Below are 20,315 nucleotides of genomic sequence, written 5' to 3' on the forward strand. Positions count from 1 at the left end.
TCCTCCCCCCCCCCCGGCCCCCCCCGGGTTTATCCCCGGTTTGGTGCTGGATCTGGGGCCCAACTCCCCGCGCCCGGGGCCGACGGGTGTGTCCCGTCGGCCCGTCGCGCTGCGCAAGTCCTCAGGCGTCGACCTTCTCCATGACTTCGTCGCTGACGTCGAAGTTGGCGAAGACGTTCTGCACGTCGTCGCTGTCCTCCAGGGCGTCGATCAGCTTGAAGATCTTCCGGGCGCCCTCCTCGTCGAGCTCGACCTGCATGGTCGGGACGAAGTTGGCGTCGGCGGAGTCGTAGTCGATGCCGGCCTCCTGGAGCGCGGTGCGCACCGCGACCAGGTCGGTGGCCTCGGAGAGGACCTCGAAGGACTCGCCGAGGTCGTTGACTTCTTCGGCGCCCGCGTCGAGCACGGCACCGAGGACGTCGTCCTCGGCCAGCTCGCCCTTGGGGACGATGACGACGCCCTTGCGGTTGAAGAGGTACGACACGGAGCCGGGGTCGGCCATGTTCCCGCCGTTGCGGGTCATGGCGACGCGGACGTCCGAGGCCGCGCGGTTGCGGTTGTCGGTGAGGCACTCGATGAGCACGGCCACACCGTTCGGGCCGTAGCCCTCGTACATGATCGTCTCGTAGTCCGCGCCACCGGCCTCGAGGCCGGCGCCGCGCTTGACCGCGGAGTCGATGTTCTTGTTGGGGACCGAGCTCTTCTTGGCCTTCTGGATGGCGTCGAACAGCGTCGGGTTTCCGGCCGGGTCAGCGCCACCAGTGCGGGCCGCGACCTCGATGTTCTTGATCATCTTCGCGAAGAGCTTGCCGCGCTTGGCGTCGATCACGGCCTTCTTGTGCTTCGTCGTAGCCCATTTAGAGTGGCCGGACATCTGCCTGTCTCCTTCGCGTTACCCAACCGGTACGAACTCCCCCGGACGTTGCGAGCCTGGGGGGACCCCCAGATCCTACAAGGAGGTGGCTGTCCGGTTCGCGCGGACCATGTCGACGAACAGGCCGTGCACACGATGGTCGCCGGTCAGCTCCGGGTGGAACGACGTGGCGAGCGCGTTGCCCTGGCGTACCGCGACGATGTGGCCGCCGTGCTCGGCGAGCACCTCGGCCTCGGCGCCCACGGACTCGACCCAGGGGGCACGGATGAAGACGCCCTCCACAGGACCGTCTTCGACACCCCGGATGTCGACCGCCGCCTCGAAGGACTCGTTCTGTCGTCCGAAGGCGTTGCGGCGCACGATCATGTCGATGCCGCCGATGGTCTCCTGGCCCGAGCGCGGGTCGAGGATCTTGTCGGCGAGCATGATCATGCCGGCGCAGGTGCCGTAGACGGGCATGCCGTCCCGCACGCGCGCGCGGAGGGGGTCCATCACTCCGAAGAGGACGGCCAGCTTGGAGATGGTGGTGGACTCGCCGCCGGGGATGACCAGGCCGTCCACCTCCGCGATCTCCTCGGGGCGCCGCACCGGCCTGGCCACGGCGTCCGCCGCGGCCAGGGCGATGAGGTGCTCCCGTACGTCGCCCTGGAGAGCCAGGACACCGATGACAGGAGTGTTCATGGGTGCCTACCAGCCGCGGTTGGCGTAGCGCTCGGTCTCGGGGAGGGTGTCGCAGTTGATGCCGACCATGGCCTCGCCGAGGTTGCGGGACGCGTCCGCGATGATCTTGGGGTCGTCGTAGAAGGTGGTGGCCTTCACGATGGCGGCGGCACGCTTGGCCGGGTCGCCGGACTTGAAGATGCCGGAGCCGACGAAGACGCCCTCGGCGCCGAGCTGGCGCATGAGCGCGGCGTCGGCCGGGGTGGCCACGCCACCGGCGGAGAACAGCACGACCGGGAGCTTGCCGAGCTCGGCGACCTCCTTGACGATCTCGTACGGGGCGCGCAGCTCCTTGGCGGCGGCGTAGAGCTCGTTGTTGTCGAAGCCGCGCAGCTTGGCGATCTCGTTCTTGATCTGGCGCAGGTGACGGACGGCCTCGACGACGTTGCCGGTGCCGGCCTCGCCCTTGGAGCGGATCATGGCCGCGCCCTCGGCGATGCGGCGCAGGGCCTCGCCCAGGTTGGTGGCGCCGCAGACGAAGGGGGTGGTGAACGCCCACTTGTCGGAGTGGTTGACCTCGTCGGCCGGGGTGAGGACCTCGGACTCGTCGATGTAGTCGACGCCGAGGGACTGCAGGACCTGGGCCTCGACGAAGTGGCCGATGCGGGACTTGGCCATCACCGGGATGGAGACCGCTTCGATGATCTCCTCGATCATGTTCGGGTCCGACATCCGGGCCACGCCGCCGTCCTTGCGGATGTCGGCGGGCACCCGCTCCAGGGCCATGACGGCCACGGCGCCGGCGTCCTCGGCGATCTTCGCCTGCTCGGCGTTGACCACGTCCATGATCACGCCGCCCTTGAGCTGCTCGGCCATGCCGCGCTTGACGCGGGCGGTGCCGATCGCGGAGTTCTCAGCGGGCTGGGCGGAGTTGGAGAGCGTGCTGGACACGGGTTGACCTCACTCGGGGAAAGAGGATTTGAGCTCTTCGAGGAAACGCGAGGCGCCAGGCCACTGCAAGGGCCAATGGGGAGGCGGTGGATCGTTTTCCCCTTCCCCCGCCCCCGTGCGTCAGTTCGTCGGGCGGTCCGCCAGGGCCGTCGGGGGCTCGTCGTCCATCTCGAAGGCCATCGGGAACGGGGCGTGGCCCGCGAGGCGGAACCAGCGCACCTTGCGGTGGCGGCGCAGGGCGCGGGCGGCGCGTACCGCGTCGTTGTGGAAGCGCCGCGCCATCGGCACCCGGCGCACGGCCTGGGCCAGCTCGCCGGCCGCCTCCTCGCCACCGGGCACCTCGCGTACCGCCTCGACCTGCTGCGCCTCCCCGAACACCGCCCGCAGGGCCTGGCTCAGCTCGCTCTCGGCCACCTCGCGGTGCTCCTCCTCGGCCTGCCGGGCCGCGTGCGCCGCTTCGTAGAGCACGATCGAGGCGGCCGGGTCGAGCACCCCGGAGGTGGCCAGCTCCTGGGTCACGGAGGCCCGGCGCAGCAGCTGCGCGTCGAGGCCGGCGCGGGTGGCGTCGATGCGGGCGTGCAGCCGGTCGAGCCGCCCGGCGGTCCAGCTCAGATAGAGGCCGATCGCGACGAGTCCGACGAGGATCCAGATGAGGGTTGCGGTCACGGGCGGCAAGGCTACCGGTGCGTGAGCACGACTCCCTCGGGCCCCAGGGGCCACGGGAGCTTCCCTGTACGGCCTTTCCACGCCCCCGCACGTCAGGGCCGGAACGGACCACCCGCACAGGCGCGACGAGAAACCCGGGTGACCTTGCTCCCCCGCACGCAGGCCCGGCACCTCCCAGCCCCACCGGGCCACCCCCGCGCAGCCTCACGGCGAAGCCGAACCGAGCCTGCGGGCACACGGAGCCCGAAGCCGAGGCGGAGCGGCCACCCGCACGCGAAAGCGGCAACTCCCAGCCCCACCGGGCCATCGCACACACCGATGGCGAAGCCGAGTCGAGCCGCTGACGCGATGGCGCCACGAAACCGGGGCGGAGCGGTCGGTCCGCGCGGAGGCGCGAAGCCAGGGGGGCGGGGTGCTCGCACGAGGGAGCGGCAAGCTCCGGTCGGAGCGGCCACCGCGCGCACCCCCACGGCGAGGCGCGCCGAACCCGCGGGCATGGCGGCGCCGGGGTGGAACGGCCGGCCCGCACGCGGGCGCGGGCCGGGTCCGTTCGCGGCGCGTGTGCCGGTGAGGTCAGTCCCGGGCCAGGCCGAAGCGGGCCCGCAGGCCCGTGCGTTCGTCCGTGGCGACCGCGGCCGCGCCGTCCGTGACCGTCTCGTACACGGACAGGATGTCCGCGCCGACCGTCGACCAGTCGAAGCGCCGTACGTGGGCGCTCCCCCGCTCGCGCAGTTCGGCCCGGCGCTCCGGGTCGCCGAGCAGCCGCACCGCGGCCGTGGCCAGGGCGTCCGCGTCCTCGTTGGCGAACAGCTCACCCGCCGCGCCCTGGTCGAGGACCTGGGCGAACGCGTCGAGGTCCGCGGCGAGCACGGGCGCTCCGGCGGACATCGCCTCGACCAGGATGATCCCGAAGCTCTCGCCGCCCGTGTTGGGCGCGACGTAGAGGTCGACGCTGCGCAGGAAACGGGCCTTGTCCTCGTCGCTGATCATGCCGAGGAACTCCACGCGCGAGCGCATCTCGGCGGGCAGCGACTCCACGGCCTCCTTCTCGTCGCCGCGTCCGGCGACCAGCAGCCGCGTCTGCGGGCGCTCGGCGAGGATCCTCGGCAGCGCCCCCATGAGCACCGGCAGGCCCTTGCGGGGCTCGTCGATGCGGCCGATGAACCCGATCGTGTCGCCCTGCCATTCGGGCCGGGGCTTGGCGCGCGCGAAGAACTCGACGTCGACGCCGTTCGGGATGACGACGGCGTCGCCGCCGAGGTGCTCGACGAGGGTGCGCCGCGCGTACTCGCTCACGGCGATCCGCGCGCTGATCTTCTCCAGGGCGGCCTGGAGGATCGAGTACGCGGCGACCATCGCCCTGGAGCGCGGGTTCGAGGTGTGGAAGGTCGCGACGATCGGGCCCTGCGCGGCCCAGCACGTCAGCAGGCCGAGCGACGGCGAGGACGGCTCGTGGATGTGCACCACGTCGAAGGTGCCGTCGTGCAGCCAGCGCCGTACCCGGGCCGCCGACAGGAAGCCGAAGTTCAGCCGCGCCACCGAGCCGTTGTACGGCACCGGGACCGCGCGGCCCGCCGAGACGACGTACGGCGGCAGGGGGGTGTCGTCGTCCGCGGGAGCGAGGACGGAGACGTCGTGCCCCAGGCCGATGAGGTGCTGGGCCAGGTCGCGGATGTGGAACTGGACGCCGCCCGGGACGTCCCAGGAGTACGGGCAGACGATGCCGATCCTCACGGGGTCCTCTTCTCGGGATCCTGCGCGGTGGACTCCTGGGGAGCCTTCCCGGGGTCGAGGTCCTTGAGCCACAAACGCTGCAACATGTGCCAGTCCTCCGGGTGGTCGGCGATGCCCGTGGCGAAGGCGTCGGCCAGCGCCTGTGTCATGACAGACGTCTTCTCGGCCCGGGTACCTGACTCGGGGACCTCGACGGGCGGATGCAGCCGGCCCTGCATCACGGGTGATTCGTCGTACCAGAGGGTCACGGGCAGGAGGATGGCGCCGGTCTGCTGGGCGAGCAGGGCCGGTCCCGCGGGCATCCGGGTCGCCTCGCCGAAGAACTCCACCTCGACGCCCGAGGCGGACAGGTCCCGTTCGGCGACCAGGCAGACCAGTCCGCCGTCGCGCAGGCGCCGGGCCAGCGTTCCGAACGCGGTACCGCCGCTGTGCGGCAGGACCTCCATGCCGAGGCCCTCGCGATAGGCGACGAAACGGTCGTACAGGGACTCGGGCTTGAGGCGCTCGGCGACGGTCGTGAACGGCGTCTCCAGCCTGGTGGTGAGCCAGGCGCCCGCGAGATCCCAGTTCGCCATGTGCGGGAGCGCCAGGATGACGCCCCGGTCGGAGGCGAGCGCGTCGGTGAGGTGATGCAGGTCCTTCGCCTCGAACCCGTTCCGCACCCGCTCCTCGCTCCACGCGGGAAGCCGGAACGACTCCATCCAGTAGCGCAGGTACGAGCGCATGCCGGCCCTGGAGAGCTCGGCCAGCCGCTGCGGCGTCGCGTCCGGCAGGACGCGCGCGTAGTTGCTCTCCAGACGCTGTACGCCCTTGCCGCGCTTCTTCCAGGCGAGGTCGGCGATGGTGCGGCCGAGGCGCGCGGCGACCGGCTCGGGGAGCTTCTTGACGGTGCTCCAGCCCAGGGCGTAGGCACCGTCGACCAGCCTGTCCTGGAGGCTGGTCACGAGGTGGCCTCACTGTTCTGGGCGGCGTCCGCGGCGTCCGCCTCGGCGGACTCCCGGCGGACGGTGACGACGCGCTGGATCAGCGTGACGAGGCTGCCGACGGCGACGATCCACAGCGCGATGGGCAGCAGCACCTGGATGCCGGGCACGCCGAACGCGTGCAGGCCCGCCAGACCGGCCGCGACCAGCGAGATCACCAGTCGCTCGGCGCGCTCGACGAGACCGTTGACGGCGACCGGCAGGCCGATCGACTCACCTCGGGCCTTGGTGTACGACACCACCTGGCCACTGGCCAGACAGAAGATCGAGACGGCGCACAGGGCGTTGTCGTCGCCGTTGCCCGCGTACCAGAGCGCGAAGCCGCCGAAGATCGCTCCGTCGGCGACCCGGTCGAGCGTGGAGTCCAGGAAGGCGCCCCAGCGGCTGGAGCGGCCGAGCTGGCGCGCCATATTCCCGTCGACCAGGTCGGAGAACACGAAGAGCGTGATGACGATCGTGCCCCAGAAGAACTCTCCCCGGGGGTAGAAGACCAGCGCGCCCGCCATGACTCCGGCCGTGCCCAGGAGGGTGACCGTGTCGGGGCTTACCCCCCGGCGGATGAGAAACGCGGCGAACGGTGTGAGGACACGCGTGAAGAATGCACGCGCGTACTTGTTCAGCATGGCCTTCCCGAGGGTCGGTGTCGCCGGGCGGCCCCTGCTGGCCGTCGGCTGGCCCATCGTAGCCACGCGTGCGCTTGTGCGATGGTCGGGCACCCGCACCCCGTGTCACGACGGGATGCCATCGGTGTCACGGCGGGATCGCGTCCCCTGTATGGACGCACCGTGACGCGAGTGCAAAGCTCGAAGACACCGCGGGGCGTCACCGGAGCCGCCACCGCTGGGGGTGCCCCCGTGTCGGGGGAGGCTTCGGCATGTCCCGCGCCCACAGTGACCTCACCGTGCACGGGAGGCAAGGCCATGGGCGACAAGTCGAACGCACACCCCGGAGCCGCCGGCAGGGCTACGGCGGCCGACCACCCCGCGTCCGTACGGAATGTGGTGCTGGTCGGCCACAGCGGATCGGGCAAGACGACATTGGTGGAGGCTCTCGCGCTGACGGCGGGAGCGGTGAACCGGGCGGGCCGCGTGGAGGACGGCGGCACCGTCTCCGACTACGACGAGATCGAGCACCGGCAGCAACGCTCGGTGCAGCTCTCCCTGGTACCCGTCGACTGGGACGGATACAAGATCAATATTCTGGACACTCCCGGGTACGCCGACTTCGTCGGGGAGTTGAGGGCCGGTCTGCGAGCGGCGGACGCGGCCCTTTTCGTCGTCTCGGCGTCGGACGGCCTGGACGGCTCGACCCGGATGGTGTGGGAGGAGTGCGCGGCCGTCGGCATGCCGCGGGCCATCGTGGTCACCCACCTCGAATCGGCCCGGGCGGACTTCGAGGAGATGACCCGGATCTGCGCGGAGGCGTTCGGCGGGGACGACCCCGACGCCGTACTGCCGCTGTATCTGCCGCTGCACGGCGCCGAGGCACCGGACGGGCACGCGCCCGTGACCGGCCTGATCGGACTGCTCACCCAGCGGCTGTTCGACTACTCCTCGGGGGAGCGCAAGGAGGCGGAGCCCGGGCCCGACCAGCAACCGCTCATCGACGCGGCCCGCAACCGGCTGATCGAGGGGATCATCGCCGAGAGCGAGGACGAGACGCTCATGGACCGCTATCTCGGCGGAGAGGAGATCGACCTCAAGACGCTCGTGCAGGACCTGGAACGGGCCGTGGCACGCGGGAGTTTCTTCCCGGTGCTGGCCGCCGCTCCGGCCGCCGAGGGCGCCCGTCAGGGGCTCGGCACGGTCGAGCTCCTCGAACTGGTCACGGGCGGTTTCCCCACCCCGCTCGAGCGCCCGGCGCCGACGGTGACCACGCCGGACGGCGCCGCGCGCGAGGTGAAGGCCTGCGACCCGGACGGGCCGCTGGTCGCGGAGGTCGTGAAGACCGCGTCCGACCCGTACGTGGGACGGGTCTCCCTGGTCCGGGTCTTCTCCGGAACCCTGCGCCCCGACGCGACGGTGCACGTCTCCGGGCACGGGCTGACCGACCGCGGACACGAGGACCACGACGTCGACGAGCGGATCGGCGCCCTGTCCGCGCCGTTCGGCAAGCAGCAGCGCGCCCTCACCCACTGCATCGCGGGCGACCTCGCCTGTGTGGCGAAGCTGAACCGCGCCGAGACGGGCGACACGCTCTCGGCCAAGGACGACCCGCTGCTCATGGAGCCGTGGCGGATGCCCGACCCGCTGCTCCCGCTCGCCATCGAGGCGCACAGCAAGGCGGACGAGGACAAGCTCTCCCAGGGGCTCGGGCGGCTGGTCGCCGAGGACCCCACGATGCGCCTGGAACACAACCCGAACACCCACCAGGTCGTCCTGTGGTGCCTGGGCGAGGCGCACGCCGACGTCGCCCTGGAACGGCTGCGCAACCGGTACGGCGTGCAGGTCGACGTGGTCCCGCACAAGGTCTCCCTGCGGGAGACGTTCGCCGGCTCGTCGGCCGGGCGCGGCCGCCATGTGAAACAGTCCGGCGGGCACGGCCAGTTCGCGATCTGCGAGATCGAGGTCGAACCGCTGCCGAACGGCTCGGGCATCGAGTTCGTGGACAAGGTCGTCGGCGGCGCCGTGCCGCGGCAGTTCGTCCCCTCCGTCGAGAAGGGGGTGCGCGCCCAGGCGGCCAAGGGCGTGGTCGCGGGCTATCCGCTCATCGACGTACGGGTCACGCTGAAGGACGGCAAGGCGCACTCGGTGGACTCCTCCGACGCCGCGTTCCAGACGGCGGGCGCGCTCGCGCTGCGCGAAGCGGCCCGCGACACCAAGATCCATCTCCTGGAGCCGGTGGCCGAGGTGAGCGTCATGGTCGGCGACGACTACGTGGGGGCGGTGATGAGCGACCTGTCGGGGCGCCGCGGCCGGGTCGTCGGCACCGAGCAGGCGGGCGGCGGGCGCACGCTCGTACGGGCCGAGGTGCCGGAGATCGAGATCGGGCGGTACGCCGTGGATCTGCGGTCCATCTCGCACGGCACCGCGCGGTTCGACCGGCGTTACGCGCGGCACGAGCCCATGCCGCAGCAGATCGCCGAACGGCTGCGCGAACAGGCGCCGGGCACCTGAGGGTTGGGGAGGTTCGGCCGTCGGCGGTCGGCTTCTGCCGTCCGCCGACGGATGTCGGTCGCGGCCGTTACCCTGAGAACCTGATCAAGACGATGACCTGATCAACAGGTGTGCGGGACACCGAAGTCGGGAAAGCCGCAGGAGCGGGTGCGGCGGCGATGGGGGCGGAAGTGGCGTTCGACGGTTTCGATTTCACTCCCGGGGCGCAAGTGCCGCTCACGGGCTCCGCGGGGCAGACGGCGGCGAGCTTCGCCCTGGCCTCGGCGGCGTACCGCGACAATCCGGTGGAGGAGATCCTCAAGGCCGACAACGAATGGCACAAGTCCACGGTCAAGGCCGGCCGGATCAAGCTGTTCGCGCCGAATCTCGGCGAGGCCTTCGCGGGGGCCGTCGCGGCCCGCATGCTGGGCACGGGCCGCAAACCGCTGATCCAGTCCTTCGGCACCGAGCCGCAGGTCGTCGTGGAGCACTGCCTCGCGGCCACCAACATCCGCCGGGACCGCGACAACTGGCTGTCGGCCGTCATGGTGCTCTGCGGGCTGCTGTTCCTGCCCGGACTGCTGGTGTGGCTGCTGGTCTTCCAGATCCGTACGCAGATCGCCAAGCGCGAGGACAAGCGTGCCTCCGCGCTCGGCACCACCCTCCTCGTCGCCGTCGGCGCCCTGGCCGTCCTCTTCCTCCTCCGCATGCCGTTCACGGGCTTCTGGGCCTGGTACGCGCGCGCCGCGGTGATCCTCCCGGTCGTCGGCTGGCTGTGGGCGAAGCAGATCTGCGAGCGCACGGCCAAGGACCTGCGGGCGCGCTGGGACAGCCTGTTGTCGGGCGGCGGCATCGGCGCCAAGATCCCCGAGGCGGTCCCCGGCAGCCCCGGGGAGACGGCGGCGGAGCGGCTGCGCCAGGCGCTCGCCCGGCTCACCGCGGAGCAGCAGTCCAACTCGGTCTTCTACGCGGGCCCCAAGGGCATACTCGGCATGGGCACCCGCTGGGGCAGCTGGCAGCTCGCCGAGGACTTGGTGGCGCGGGACGCGGGCAAGGAGATCCATCCGTTCCGCAGCTGGGACGTCATCCGCAACATCCACGACCAGTTGCGCATGCTGGAGCGCGGTCCGCTCAACACCGGTGGTTTTCCGGCGCCTTCGATCAAGCACTGGGTCGTCACACCGATCGGCGAGAACGCGAAGGCGGTGGCCCGGCCGGGCGGCACGGATGTGGACGCCTACACGATCAAGACGCACGCCGTGCAGGACATCTGCAACAAGCAGCAGTTCGGCAGCGGCGACCGGCACTATCTCGGGGTCCAGTGGACGCTGTGGGACGGCCAGTTGATCATCACTATGATGATCACGGTGACCGTGCTGCACCAGACACTGCGCATCGAGGTGACCGGACATGCGCTGGGACCGGTGAACTCGCTGTTCACCACCAAGCCGGAGGCCCCGACCAAGGAGGTCGCGAAGGCCGTCAAGTTCTGGGAGACCCGCAAGGTGAGCCTGCCGCTGGTCACCGCGGACGAGGTCGTGCGGCTGGCGGCGCGGGCGCCCTTGACCTGGTATCCGCCCCTCCTGAACTGGCTCGGCGGGAGTCTGGAGCTGCCCGAGCCCTTCGGACTGCGGCATGCCTGGGCCGATCAGCCGTGGCGGCACCGCTTCATGGCGGACGACGCGCTGCGGGCCGCGACGCCCGTGCTGCGTGTGGTGCACTCGGCGGCGATCAAGGTCCTTGAGGAGAACGGCGTCGACACGGAGAAGTTCGGCAACCGTTCGGCGTTCCTCAGCACGTCGGTGCAGGACGTCTCGCCGCGCAAGGCCGACCTGTACGACGCGTAGAGCCGGCCTGTACGACGCGTGAGGCCGGCGCCGGTACGACGCGTGGACGCGCGGCGCCGGAGGCGGGGGGACCCGAGGGCCGACCGCACGCCGTCGGCCCCGCGAGGGGCGGGGCGCCCGGAGAAGGCGCCCCGTGCCGGACTAGGCGGTGGGCCAGGCCTCCGCCAGCATCTTGCGGGTGTCCGCGAGGAGTTGCGGCAGGACCTTGGTGTGGCCGACGACCGGCATGAAGTTGGTGTCGCCGCCCCAGCGGGGGACGATGTGCTGGTGCAGATGGGCGGCGATGCCCGCGCCCGCGACGGTGCCCTGGTTCATGCCGATGTTGAATCCATGGGCGCCGGAGGCGGTACGCAGGGCGGTCATGGCCTGCTTGGTCAGCTCACCGAGCTCGGCTGTCTCCGGCGCCGTGAGGTCCGTGTAGTCGGCGACGTGACGGTAGGGCACGACCATCAGGTGCCCACCGTTGTACGGGTAGAGGTTGAGCACCGCGTAGACCTGCTCCCCGCGCCTGACGATCAGCCCGTCCTCGTCGGACTTGGCCGGAATCGAGCAGAAGGGACAACCGTCGTCGGCCCCCGGGCCGGTGGGCTTGTTCTCGCCCTGGATGTAAGCCATCCGGTGGGGCGTCCAAAGGCGCTGGAACGCGTCCTGCGTTCCCACTCCGATCTGCTGCTCCGGCTCACTCGTCATGTGTTGCAGCATATTGCTTCGCCCGTTCGCGGCGTGTCGGCGGGTGTCACGCAAAGGAGCCTGCGGCGAAGCTGGGGCCATGGACGACGACAGCCCGATGACCCGCTGGGAGCAGCGCACCGAGGTACCACTGGCGGTCGCGTCGCTGCTGTTCCTCACCGCCTACGCGGTTCATGTGCTGGCGCACGGTCTGCCGCAGGCGGGGCGGGACGTCTGCCTCGCGGTGATCATGCTCGCCTGGGCGGCGTTCCTCGTCGACTACCTGGTGCTGTGGAGGCTGAGCGGACAGGGTCTGCGGTTCGTCCGGACCCATCTGCTGGACACCGCGGTGCTCGTCCTGCCGCTCCTGCGGCCGCTGCGGGTCGTCAAGCTCTACGACTCCGTACTGCGGCGCCGCGGAGAGCCCCGTCTCCCGCTGTACGCGCGGGTGATGTTCTACGCGAGCATCGCGGTCCTGCTGCTCGGTTTCGCGGGTGCCCTCGCCGTCTACCAGGCCGAGTACCAGGCACCGCACGCGACGATCGTCACCTTCGGCGACTCGGTGTGGTGGGCCGCCTCCACCCTCGCGACGGTGGGGTACGGGGACGTGACGCCGGTGACGCCTCGGGGCCGCACGATCGCCGTCGCCATGATGGCGTGCGGTCTGGCGCTGCTCGGCGCGGTGACGGGTTCCTTCTCCTCGTGGCTGTTGCAGCTGTTCTCGCGCGAAGGCGACGAGAAGCCCCCGGGGAGCTGAGCTTCCCGGGGGCTTCTGACCGCGTACGGAACGCGGGGGTACGGACCCCTGCGGATCAGACCTGCGCGCGCTCCTCGACGACCTTCGCGATCTTGGCGATGGCCTCGTCGAGCGGGATGCCGTTCTCCTGGGAGCCGTCGCGGTAGCGGAAGGAGACGGCTCCGGCCGTCATGTCCTCGTCGCCCGCGATGACCATGAAGGGCACCTTCTGCTTCTGCGCGTTGCGGATCTTCTTCTGCATCCGGTCCGAGGACGCGTCGACCTCGACCCGCAGGCCCTTCTTCCGGGCCTCGGCGGCGAACTTCTGGAGGTACTCCACGTGCGCGTCGCCGATCGGGATACCGATCGCCTGGACGGGCGCCAGCCACGCCGGGAACGCGCCAGCGTAGTGCTCCAGGAGCACGGCGAAGAACCGCTCGATGGAGCCGAACAGCGCGCGGTGGATCATGACCGGGCGCTGCTTGGAGCCGTCGGGGCCGGTGTACTCCAGGTCGAAGCGCTCGGGCAGGTTGAAGTCGAGCTGCACGGTCGACATCTGCCAGGTGCGGCCGATGGCGTCCTTGGCCTGCACGGAGATCTTCGGGCCGTAGAAGGCGGCGCCGCCCGGGTCCGGGACCAGCGGGAGGCCCTGCTTCTCGGCAACCTGGCGCAGCGTCTCGGTGGCCTCTTCCCAGATCTCGTCCGAGCCGACGAACTTCTCGGGGTCCTTGGTGGACAGCTCCAGGTAGAAGTCGGTCAGGCCGTAGTCGCGCAGCAGGTTCAGGACGAAGGTGAGCGTCTTGTCGAGCTCGTCCGCCATCTGCTCCTTGGTGCAGTAGATGTGCGCGTCGTCCTGCGTGAAGCCCCGGGCGCGGGTCAGGCCGTGCACGACGCCCGACTTCTCGTACCGGTACACGGTGCCGAACTCGAAGAGGCGCAGCGGCAGTTCGCGGTACGAGCGGCCGCGCGCGTCGAAGATCAGGTTGTGCATCGGGCAGTTCATGGGCTTGAGGTAGTAGTCCACGCCCTCGTCGAGCTGCATGGGCGGGTACATGCCGTCGGCGTACCAGTCCAGGTGGCCCGAGGTCTCGAAGAGCTTCCCCTTGGTGGCGTGGGGGGTGTAGACGAACTCGTAGCCCTCCTCCTCGTGCCGGCGGCGCGAGTAGTCCTCCATGACCCGGCGGATGATGCCGCCCTTGGGGTGGAAGACGGCGAGGCCGGAGCCGATCTGGTCCGGGATGGAGAACAGGTCCAGCTCATTGCCCAGCTTGCGGTGGTCGCGCTTCTCGGCCTCGGCGAGGAAGTCGAGGTGCGCCTTGAGCTCTTCCTTGGAGGGCCAGGCGGTGCCGTAGATGCGCTGGAGCATGGGGTTCTTCTCGCTGCCGCGCCAGTACGCGGCGGCGTTGCGCATCAGCTTGAACGCCGGGATGTTGCGGGTGGTCGGCAGGTGGGGACCGCGGCAGAGGTCCTTCCAGCACAGCTCGCCGGTCTTGGCGTCGAGGTTGTCGTAGATGGTCAGCTCGCCGCCGCCCACCTCGACGTCCGCGCCGTCGTCCGAGGAGGCGGAGCCCTTGATGCCGATGAGCTCCAGCTTGTACGGCTCGGCCGCGAGCTCCTCGCGGGCGCCCTCGTCGGTGACGACGCGGCGGGAGAAGCGCTGGCCGCGCTTCTGGATCTCCTGCATCTTCTTCTCGACGGCCTTGAGGTCCTCGGGCGTGAAGGGCTTCTCGACGTCGAAGTCGTAGTAGAAGCCGTCCTTGACCGGCGGGCCGATGCCCAGCTTGGCGTCGGGGAAGAGCTCCTGCACGGCCTGGGCCATGACGTGGGCGGTGGAGTGGCGCAGGATGTTCAGGCCGTCCTCGGAGGAGATCTCGACGGGCTCGACCTCCTCGCCGTCCTGCACCTCGTACGCGAGGTCCCTCAGCTCGCCGGCCACGCGGGCCGCGACGATGGTGCGCTCGCCGGTGAAGAGGTCGGCGGCCGTAGTGCCCGTCGTCACCACGCGCTCTTCCCGCTCGGAATCGCGTTGGATGATCACACGGACGTCTGACACCGGACTCTCCTGACTGAAGGGAACTCCACACCACATACGGCATGGCATGGCATGGCAATGTCCCGAATCCTACCGAGCCCGGGGTGCCCTCCGCGAAACGGTTGTGGACAGCGCCCCCTCAGTCCTCGCTGCACGCCTCCTCGAAGAAGTCCAGATTCTCCTGGAGCGACTTCATCAGCCGGTCCCGCTCCGCCTCGTCGACCTGTACGGGGACGACGCCGGAGGCGTCCGTGAGCCTGCGGAAGCCGCCGCGGCTCTCCAGCCGCCCGTGCACCCGCACCGGCAGTCCGACCAGATGGGCCTGGCCCGCTATCCGGTACGCCTCCTCGTCGAGGGTCATCCGGACGTGCGGGACCTCGGCGCCCGCGATGACCCGCAGCCGTACGGTGCCCGCCCCGCGCGGGCCCGCCCTGCGCATCCGGACCACGGCGCCGGTGACACGCACGGGCACGGACGGCTCCTCGCGCAGATAGCGGGCCCCGGCCTCGCGCAGCACGGGCAGGTCACCGGGTGAGAACTCGACGGGTTCGGCGGGGTTCGCGCCGCCCTCGGGGACGCCCGCGGCGGGCGACCACTCGACGGCGATCCGGGCGCCCTCGGTGCCGCGGACGAGGGCCACCAGGGCTTCCATCAGCTCATGGCTGACGCCCGCCTCGACAGCCGCGTCGAAGGCCTCCATGCCGCCGGTGGCCCGCTGGTAGTCGACGGCCTCGCGGGCGGCGCACAGTGCCTCGTGCAGACGTACGGCGAGCGGCCGGCCGGTGGCCACGGGCACGAAGGCGGTGAGGCGGCGGCCGCTCGGTTCGGCGCCGACCAGGACGTTCTCCAGGGAGGCCGCGGCGGACCTGCGGTGGCGGGCGCCGTAGTAACCGGCACGCGCGCGTGCGGCGAGGGCGCCCGCGAGCAGCATCCGGCGGGCGGCGCCGCGCAGCTGCTCCTCGACGGTCCAGGGCGCGGTGCCCACGGGACCGGTCGGCACATCGCGCCACCAGCGGATCTCGTCGCTGGGCACGGCGAGGGCGACGAGCACGTCACGGGCGGACGGGGAGGCGCTGCGGGCGAGCGCGACGAGGGCCTCGCCGAGGAGGTCGTCACTGTCGGGGAAGGCCCGGTTCTCCGGCACCAGCAGGCTGGTGCCGCCGCCCCCGGGCCCGGGTGGGGTCCATCGGCCGTACCGTCCGGCCGCTCCCCCGCGGCGCTGCCAGCCGTGCCGGCGGAGCAGCGCGCCGAGGACGGCGGGGTCGACCTGGTCGGGGGTCGGCGGATCGTTCCAGAAGCCTTCGGCGGGGTGCGGCCTGACCGGCCGGAGCCCCTCGTCGATCGGGCGGTGTGTCATGGTCTGCCTCCCGTCCCGACCCTCGTCATGATCTCGCAGAGGGCCCGGTCGTCGAAGATCCGGGCCGTCGGGATGCGGACGGTGGTCCGGCGCCGGCCCGTGATGGCGTGCCCGGCGAGATTGATCCAGTAGCAGCAGTGCCGCAGGTCGAGCCGGTCGTGGCCGGCGCGCAGCCAGTCGTCCTGGGATCTGGGCACGAGCATCACGACGAGGATCTTGTGCACCGAGACCGGGGTGCGCGCGAGCTTCGCCAGGTGCTCGTTGTCGAGCGTGAAGGAGAAGGCGGGCCCCGGAGGGTCGGGCGGTATCTGGTACGTGCACTTGAGCTGCACCTTGATGGTGACCTCGTCGTCGACCGTGTGCCCGGGGGCACTGTGGCTGACGTGCCAGTCGATGCCGTTGTCCGGAAACGGCTGGGACAGCGAACAGCCCGCGGCCGCCGCGACGGCGTGCAAATAGCCCACCTGCAAGGTCTCCATGCAGGCGGTGGTGGCGAGCGATCCGCGATGGGGTGCCGTCCGCTGGGGCAGCAGCCCGCCCCGTTCGGGCTGCGCGAGTGCCATGAGTCCAACAGCCTTCCAGGCTTGATGTATCCCCGCGACGGGTCGCTGAACTGCAAAGACCCGTACCTCTGTTGTCTCCTTCCGGCGTACGGCGCAAACAGCCCGGGTATCACCAAACGGGCAGAAGACGGTGCGTCAGCTGCCGTGGGTGAACGAGGAGTTGTGTACGTATGACGTGCTGGTACGAGGGCCCTCTGGCCGCGTTCGACACGGAGACCACGGGCGTGGACGTCGAGACCGACAGGATCGTGTCGGCCGCCGTCGTCGTCCAGGACACCGCGGGTGCCCGTCCGAGGGTGACCCGATGGCTGGTGAACCCGGGAGTGCCGGTGCCCGCGGGGGCGACGGCGGTGCACGGGCTCACGGACGAACATCTGCAGCGCAACGGCCGCTGGCCGTCGCCCGTCATGGAGGAGATAGCCCGGGAACTGGGCGAACAGGCCGCGGCGGGCCGCCCGCTCGTGGTGATGAACGCCCCGTTCGATCTGACCCTGCTGGACCGGGAGTTGCGCAGGCATCGCGCCTCGTCCCTCGACCACTGGTTCGAGTCGGCGTCGCTGCGCGTGCTCGATCCCCGCGTCCTCGACAAACATCTGGACCGCTATCGCAAGGGCCGCCGTACCCTGACCGATCTGTGCGCGCACTACGACGTGGTGCTGGAGGGCGCGCACGACGCGGCGGCCGACGCGCTGGCCTCGTTGGAGCTCGTCCGTGCGGTGGGGCGCCGCTTCTCGGCGCGTCTGGAACGGCTGTCGCCGTCCGAGCTGCACACGCTCCAGGCGGTGTGGCACGCGGCACAGGCGCGCGGGCTGCAGGCCTGGTTCGCGCGCAGCGGTGCACCGGAGGCGGTGGATCCGGCGTGGCCTCTGCGCCCGGAGCTGCCGGCGGCGGCCTGACCAGGCGCGATGCCCGCGAATAAACAAAAAACCGGTCCGTCGGTGACGGACCGGTCTTCTCCGGGTGGGCGATACTGGGTTCGAACCAGTGACCTCTTCGGTGTGAACGAAGCGCTCTCCCACTGAGCTAATCGCCCGGGAACGGACTGAACAATACAGGTCCCGGCGGGTGGGGTTCAAACCGCTTCGAGATGGGCCCTCAGCCCGCGCCGTCCCGCGCGCATCATCAAGGCGTGGTTGGCGCGGAAGAACGGGCGTCCCGGCACGGCGAGCCGCCGCAGCAGCGGTGTGGTCACGCGCACTTCCTGGTCGTACCGGGCACGGGTGCCCGGACCGGCCGCGTCGAAGGTCCAGCGCGCCCAGCCGTCGAGGTCGCCCGACATCGCGATCTCCAGGACGCCGGCCACCGGGTCCCGGCGGACCGCGCCGGCGGTGAAGGTGATGTCGTACGGCAGGACCGAGCGGACCCGGATGACGCCGGTCTCGTCGTCCACGCGGGTCACCTCCCGCACCTGGGGCCACCAGCGCGGGTAGTTCTCGGCCCGCTCCAGGACGGTGTAGACGTCCGCGGGCGGCGCGGGCAGTTCCCAGACGCTGTGAAAACGGTAGTGGGTCCAGTCCATGGAACGAGCCTTCCCAGCGGCGCACGGAGGTACCGACGGCACCCGTCCGCCGATCTGAGTACGGCGTGAGTACGCGCACTCATGCCCGGCGACGTGACCGGCACCACACTCCGGAGTATGACCCAGATCCCGTCCCCCGCCGAGGAGTTGCGGCTCCTCGACGCCGAGCTGCGGCAACTCGACGCGCGCCGGACCGTGTTGCTGACCCGCCGCGCCTGGCTGGTGCACGCGCTCCGACCGCCGGTGTGGACCCCTCCCCCGGTACCCGCGACCCGTCGGCCGGAGGCCACGGCACCCGGTGTGCAGAACGTGCTGCTGCTCCTCGGCGGCATCCTGCTGACCATCGCCGCCGTCGCGTTCACGCTGGTCGGATGGGGCCACTTGGGGATCACGGGCCGGTCGCTGGTGCTCGGCACGGTGACGCTGGCCGCGCTCGGCGCGCCCGTGCCCCTGCTGCGGCGCGGGTTGCGCTCGACCGCCGAGTCGCTGGCGGGGCTCGGCCTCGCGCTCACGGTCCTGGACGCGTACGCGCTGTACGCGGTCGCGCTCCCCCGCACGGACGGCCTCGGCTACACGGCGATCGCGTCGGCGGTGCTGGCCGTCGTATGGGCGGCGTACGGACTCACGGTGGGCGCCGTCCACCGGACCACGGACGCGGGGACGGCCGCCACCGGCATCCCGGAGCCGTCCGCCGCGGGCGCCGGTCAACAGCAGGCCACGACCGGCACCGGGCCGCGGGCGGCCGACACCGACAGGGGACGGCAGGCGGCAGGCACCGGTGTGCGCGTACCGCTGCGGCTGCCCCTGCCCGCCGCCGTGGTCGCCGCGCAGTTCCCGCTGCTCCTGTGGGCGGTGGCCGCCGCCGCGGGTGCCCACGCCATCACGGCCGCCCTGCTGGTCACGGCGGCGTTCGACGCGGTGCTCGCCCTGCGCCTGCCCTCGAAGTCCGTCCGCGTCGTCGCCGCCGCCGGGGCGTACGGCCTGGGCGGCTGGGGCACCTTCGCCGCCGGCTGGCTGTCCTGGACGGCCGCCGGCCCGAGCGCCGCCGCCCGTGCGGCGGCGCTCCTCCTCCTTGCCGCGTCGATCGCCCTGACAGCGGCGTGGGGCGCCCCGAAGCCGGGCGTCGCGACGGGCACGGCGACGGCCGGGGGTCTGATCACCGTCGTCGCGTTCGGTGGTGTGCTCCGCACGTCCCTGCCAGGAGAGTGGACGGTTCCCGGTCATCTGGCGTGCGGGATCGCCCTGTTGGCCGTCGTACGGACGGGACTTCCCGAGCCGGTACGCCGTGGGGTCGCCCTGGCCTCCGGCTGTGTGCAGGCCCTCGCCGTGGCGTGGGCGCTGCCCGTGGTCGTGATCACCCTGCTGGGGCCGGTCGGCGCGGTGGATCCGGTCTGGTCGGGTGCTCCGGCGACCGCGCGCGACGCGGTGGCCGGCGATCTGCCCTGGCCCCCGGACGCGGTCACGGCACCGCTCGTTCTGGCGCTCGTCGCCGCGGTCCTGATCGTGGCCGGCCGCGCCGCCGAGTGGCGCCCGCGGGCCCTGGTCTGCGCGCTGACGCTGACGTGGGCGACGGTGTTCGTCCTCCCGGCGACCCTCGAACTCCCTTACCTGGTCGGGCTGTCCGCACACGGACTCACGACGGTGGCCCTGCTCGTGTACGCCCGCCGGACGCACCCCGCGCCGGCGCCGCTGGTGCTCGCGCTCCTCACCTCCCTCAGCCTCGCGTTCCTCGCGCTGGCCTCCGAGCCCGCGACCCTGACGGTGCTCGCCGCCCTGGCCGCCCTGTTCGCGGCCGCCGCCCTGCGGCCCGGCCCCGGCGCGGTCACGGCGCCCGCCTCGCTCGGGTACGCCACGGCCCTCGCCTGCGCGGCGGGTGCCTCCCTCGGCCTGCGGCCCCAGCACATCGCGCTGCTCGTGCTGGTGGTGCCCGTGGTCGCGGCTCTGTCGGCGGCGCGCGTCGACGAGGTGCCGACCAGGGTGTCGGTCGAGGTCGCCGGGGCCGTCGCGGGGCTGGTCGCCATCGCGCTCACGGTCGCCGATCCGGCCATGCTCGCCACGGTCCTGGCCCTGTGCGGGGTGATCGCCGCGGGCACGGCCGTACGGGAGGACCGGCGCCCCGTCGGCTACGCGGCGACCGCGCTGTTCGTGATGGCCGCCTGGGTGCGGCTGGCGGCCTGGGGTGTCGGCTCCCCGGAGGCGTACACGCTGCCGGTGACCGTTCCGGCGCTGCTCGTGGGCGCGCTCAGGCGCCGCCGGGACACGGCGGTGTCGTCGTGGACGGCGTACGCTCCGGGGCTGTCCGTGACACTCGTGCCGAGTCTCCTCGCGGCATGGGGCGACGCGCACTGGCCGCGCCCGCTGCTGCTGGGCGCGGCGGCGCTCGCCGTCACCCTGCTGGGTGCCCGGCACCGCCTGCAGGCTCCGCTGGTCCTGGGCGGCACCGTGCTCGCGCTGGACGCCCTGCACGAACTCGCCCCCTACATCGTGCAGGTGGTGGACGCGCTCCCCCGGTGGGTGCCTCCCGCACTCGCCGGTCTGGTGCTGCTCGCGCTGGGTGCCACGTACGAGCAGCGGATCCGCGACGCTCGGCGAGTGCGGGAGGTGCTGGGGAGGATGGGCTAGGGACCGG

Annotated in this window: 17 protein-coding genes and 1 tRNA gene; 5 read left to right on the top strand and 13 right to left on the bottom strand. The window is 71.5% G+C overall.

Going from position 1 to position 20,315, the window contains the following annotated elements; all coding sequences use genetic code 11:
• Positions 1-121: 121 nt before the first annotated feature.
• The 7 genes from ACFWBT_RS24820 to pgsA form a co-directional block, all read right to left on the bottom strand.
• Positions 122-874 (bottom strand): YebC/PmpR family DNA-binding transcriptional regulator, encoded by a 753-nt coding sequence (locus ACFWBT_RS24820; protein ID WP_266756552.1) that lies wholly within the window; start codon positions 872-874, stop codon positions 122-124.
• A gap of 75 nt (positions 875-949) precedes the next feature.
• Positions 950-1,555 carry a pyridoxal 5'-phosphate synthase glutaminase subunit PdxT gene (gene pdxT / locus ACFWBT_RS24825; RefSeq protein WP_385704057.1) on the bottom strand — a complete coding sequence of 202 codons (606 nt, stop codon included), beginning with the start codon at positions 1,553-1,555 and terminating at the stop codon, positions 950-952.
• Positions 1,556-1,561: 6 nt separating this feature from the next.
• On the bottom strand, positions 1,562-2,410 hold the full coding sequence (gene pdxS / locus ACFWBT_RS24830) for a pyridoxal 5'-phosphate synthase lyase subunit PdxS (protein ID WP_266765590.1): 849 nt from the start codon (positions 2,408-2,410) through the stop codon (positions 1,562-1,564).
• A gap of 195 nt (positions 2,411-2,605) precedes the next feature.
• Entirely contained in the window at positions 2,606-3,151 is a 546-nt protein-coding gene (locus ACFWBT_RS24835) for a hypothetical protein (RefSeq protein WP_385704060.1), read from the bottom strand.
• A 573-nt stretch (positions 3,152-3,724) separates the two neighbouring features.
• Entirely contained in the window at positions 3,725-4,885 is a 1,161-nt protein-coding gene (locus tag ACFWBT_RS24840) for a glycosyltransferase family 4 protein (protein ID WP_385704061.1), read from the bottom strand.
• Positions 4,882-5,829: a phosphatidylinositol mannoside acyltransferase gene (locus ACFWBT_RS24845; RefSeq protein WP_385704064.1), complete on the bottom strand. Its 948-nt coding sequence runs from the start codon at positions 5,827-5,829 to the stop codon at positions 4,882-4,884. The genes ACFWBT_RS24840 and ACFWBT_RS24845 overlap by 4 nt, the downstream gene beginning before the upstream one ends.
• The gene (gene pgsA / locus ACFWBT_RS24850) at positions 5,826-6,548 is read right to left on the bottom strand and encodes a phosphatidylinositol phosphate synthase (protein ID WP_385704104.1); all 723 of its coding nucleotides are present in this window, start codon (positions 6,546-6,548) and stop codon (positions 5,826-5,828) included. The genes ACFWBT_RS24845 and pgsA overlap by 4 nt, the downstream gene beginning before the upstream one ends.
• Positions 6,549-6,788: 240 nt before the next feature.
• Here pgsA and ACFWBT_RS24855 point away from each other — a divergent pair, with 240 nt between their 5' ends.
• Positions 6,789-8,984: an elongation factor G-like protein EF-G2 gene (locus ACFWBT_RS24855; protein WP_385704067.1), complete on the top strand. Its 2,196-nt coding sequence runs from the start codon at positions 6,789-6,791 to the stop codon at positions 8,982-8,984.
• Positions 8,985-9,142: 158 nt separating this feature from the next.
• Entirely contained in the window at positions 9,143-10,810 is a 1,668-nt protein-coding gene (locus ACFWBT_RS24860) for a hypothetical protein (RefSeq protein ID WP_385704070.1), read from the top strand.
• Between the two features lie 141 nt (positions 10,811-10,951).
• On the opposite strand, the gene ACFWBT_RS24865 is transcribed toward ACFWBT_RS24860, so the two are convergent.
• Positions 10,952-11,512, bottom strand: coding sequence for an HIT domain-containing protein (locus ACFWBT_RS24865; RefSeq protein WP_266756564.1), 561 nt, complete (start codon positions 11,510-11,512; stop codon positions 10,952-10,954).
• Positions 11,513-11,579: 67 nt separating this feature from the next.
• Between ACFWBT_RS24865 and ACFWBT_RS24870 the strand changes: the two genes are divergently transcribed.
• Entirely contained in the window at positions 11,580-12,236 is a 657-nt protein-coding gene (locus tag ACFWBT_RS24870; protein WP_385704073.1) for a potassium channel family protein, read from the top strand.
• Between the two features lie 55 nt (positions 12,237-12,291).
• Here the strand turns inward: ACFWBT_RS24870 and thrS are convergent, their stop codons facing one another.
• From thrS to ACFWBT_RS24885, 3 genes are all read right to left on the bottom strand, one after another.
• Positions 12,292-14,268 (bottom strand): threonine--tRNA ligase, encoded by a 1,977-nt coding sequence (thrS, locus tag ACFWBT_RS24875; protein WP_385704076.1) that lies wholly within the window; start codon positions 14,266-14,268, stop codon positions 12,292-12,294.
• A gap of 118 nt (positions 14,269-14,386) precedes the next feature.
• A complete protein-coding gene (locus ACFWBT_RS24880; RefSeq protein WP_385704079.1) occupies positions 14,387-15,604 on the bottom strand; it encodes a hypothetical protein in 1,218 nt (405 codons plus the stop codon).
• On the bottom strand, positions 15,601-16,167 hold the full coding sequence (locus ACFWBT_RS24885) for a DUF4365 domain-containing protein (RefSeq protein WP_385704082.1): 567 nt from the start codon (positions 16,165-16,167) through the stop codon (positions 15,601-15,603). Before ACFWBT_RS24885 ends, ACFWBT_RS24880 begins: the two co-directional genes overlap by 4 nt.
• Before the next feature lie 170 nt (positions 16,168-16,337).
• Here ACFWBT_RS24885 and ACFWBT_RS24890 point away from each other — a divergent pair, with 170 nt between their 5' ends.
• The gene (locus ACFWBT_RS24890; protein ID WP_385704084.1) at positions 16,338-17,063 is read left to right on the top strand and encodes a 3'-5' exonuclease; all 726 of its coding nucleotides are present in this window, start codon (positions 16,338-16,340) and stop codon (positions 17,061-17,063) included.
• A 65-nt stretch (positions 17,064-17,128) separates the two neighbouring features.
• On the opposite strand, the gene ACFWBT_RS24895 is transcribed toward ACFWBT_RS24890, so the two are convergent.
• Positions 17,129-17,200 (bottom strand) — tRNA-Val (locus ACFWBT_RS24895).
• Between the two features lie 39 nt (positions 17,201-17,239).
• Positions 17,240-17,686, bottom strand: a complete 447-nt coding sequence (locus ACFWBT_RS24900) for an SRPBCC family protein (protein WP_385704086.1) — start codon at positions 17,684-17,686, stop codon at positions 17,240-17,242.
• A 117-nt stretch (positions 17,687-17,803) separates the two neighbouring features.
• Between ACFWBT_RS24900 and ACFWBT_RS24905 the strand changes: the two genes are divergently transcribed.
• A complete protein-coding gene (locus ACFWBT_RS24905) occupies positions 17,804-20,308 on the top strand; it encodes an SCO7613 C-terminal domain-containing membrane protein (protein ID WP_385704088.1) in 2,505 nt (834 codons plus the stop codon).
• Positions 20,309-20,315 lie beyond the last annotated feature (7 nt).

This window comes from Streptomyces sp. NPDC060027, assembly GCF_042737005.1.
Lineage (GTDB): Bacteria > Actinomycetota > Actinomycetes > Streptomycetales > Streptomycetaceae > Streptomyces.

Bases quoted from the DNA above. Each gene is read 5' to 3' on its own strand.
- ACFWBT_RS24820 (WP_266756552.1), bottom strand. From the start codon at position 874: ATGTCCGGCCACTCTAAATGGGCTACGACGAAGCACAAGAAGGCCGTG.
- pdxT (WP_385704057.1), bottom strand. From the start codon at position 1,555: ATGAACACTCCTGTCATCGGTGTCCTGGCTCTCCAGGGCGACGTACGG.
- pdxS (WP_266765590.1), bottom strand. From the start codon at position 2,410: ATGGCCGAGCAGCTCAAGGGCGGCGTGATCATGGACGTGGTCAACGCC.
- pgsA (WP_385704104.1), bottom strand. From the start codon at position 6,548: ATGGGCCAGCCGACGGCCAGCAGGGGCCGCCCGGCGACACCGACCCTC.
- ACFWBT_RS24855 (WP_385704067.1), top strand. From the start codon at position 6,789: ATGGGCGACAAGTCGAACGCACACCCCGGAGCCGCCGGCAGGGCTACG.
- ACFWBT_RS24860 (WP_385704070.1), top strand. From the start codon at position 9,143: ATGGGGGCGGAAGTGGCGTTCGACGGTTTCGATTTCACTCCCGGGGCG.
- ACFWBT_RS24865 (WP_266756564.1), bottom strand. From the start codon at position 11,512: ATGCTGCAACACATGACGAGTGAGCCGGAGCAGCAGATCGGAGTGGGA.
- ACFWBT_RS24870 (WP_385704073.1), top strand. From the start codon at position 11,580: ATGGACGACGACAGCCCGATGACCCGCTGGGAGCAGCGCACCGAGGTA.
- ACFWBT_RS24880 (WP_385704079.1), bottom strand. From the start codon at position 15,604: ATGACACACCGCCCGATCGACGAGGGGCTCCGGCCGGTCAGGCCGCAC.
- ACFWBT_RS24885 (WP_385704082.1), bottom strand. From the start codon at position 16,167: ATGGCACTCGCGCAGCCCGAACGGGGCGGGCTGCTGCCCCAGCGGACG.
- ACFWBT_RS24890 (WP_385704084.1), top strand. From the start codon at position 16,338: ATGACGTGCTGGTACGAGGGCCCTCTGGCCGCGTTCGACACGGAGACC.
- ACFWBT_RS24900 (WP_385704086.1), bottom strand. From the start codon at position 17,686: ATGGACTGGACCCACTACCGTTTTCACAGCGTCTGGGAACTGCCCGCG.
- ACFWBT_RS24905 (WP_385704088.1), top strand. From the start codon at position 17,804: ATGACCCAGATCCCGTCCCCCGCCGAGGAGTTGCGGCTCCTCGACGCC.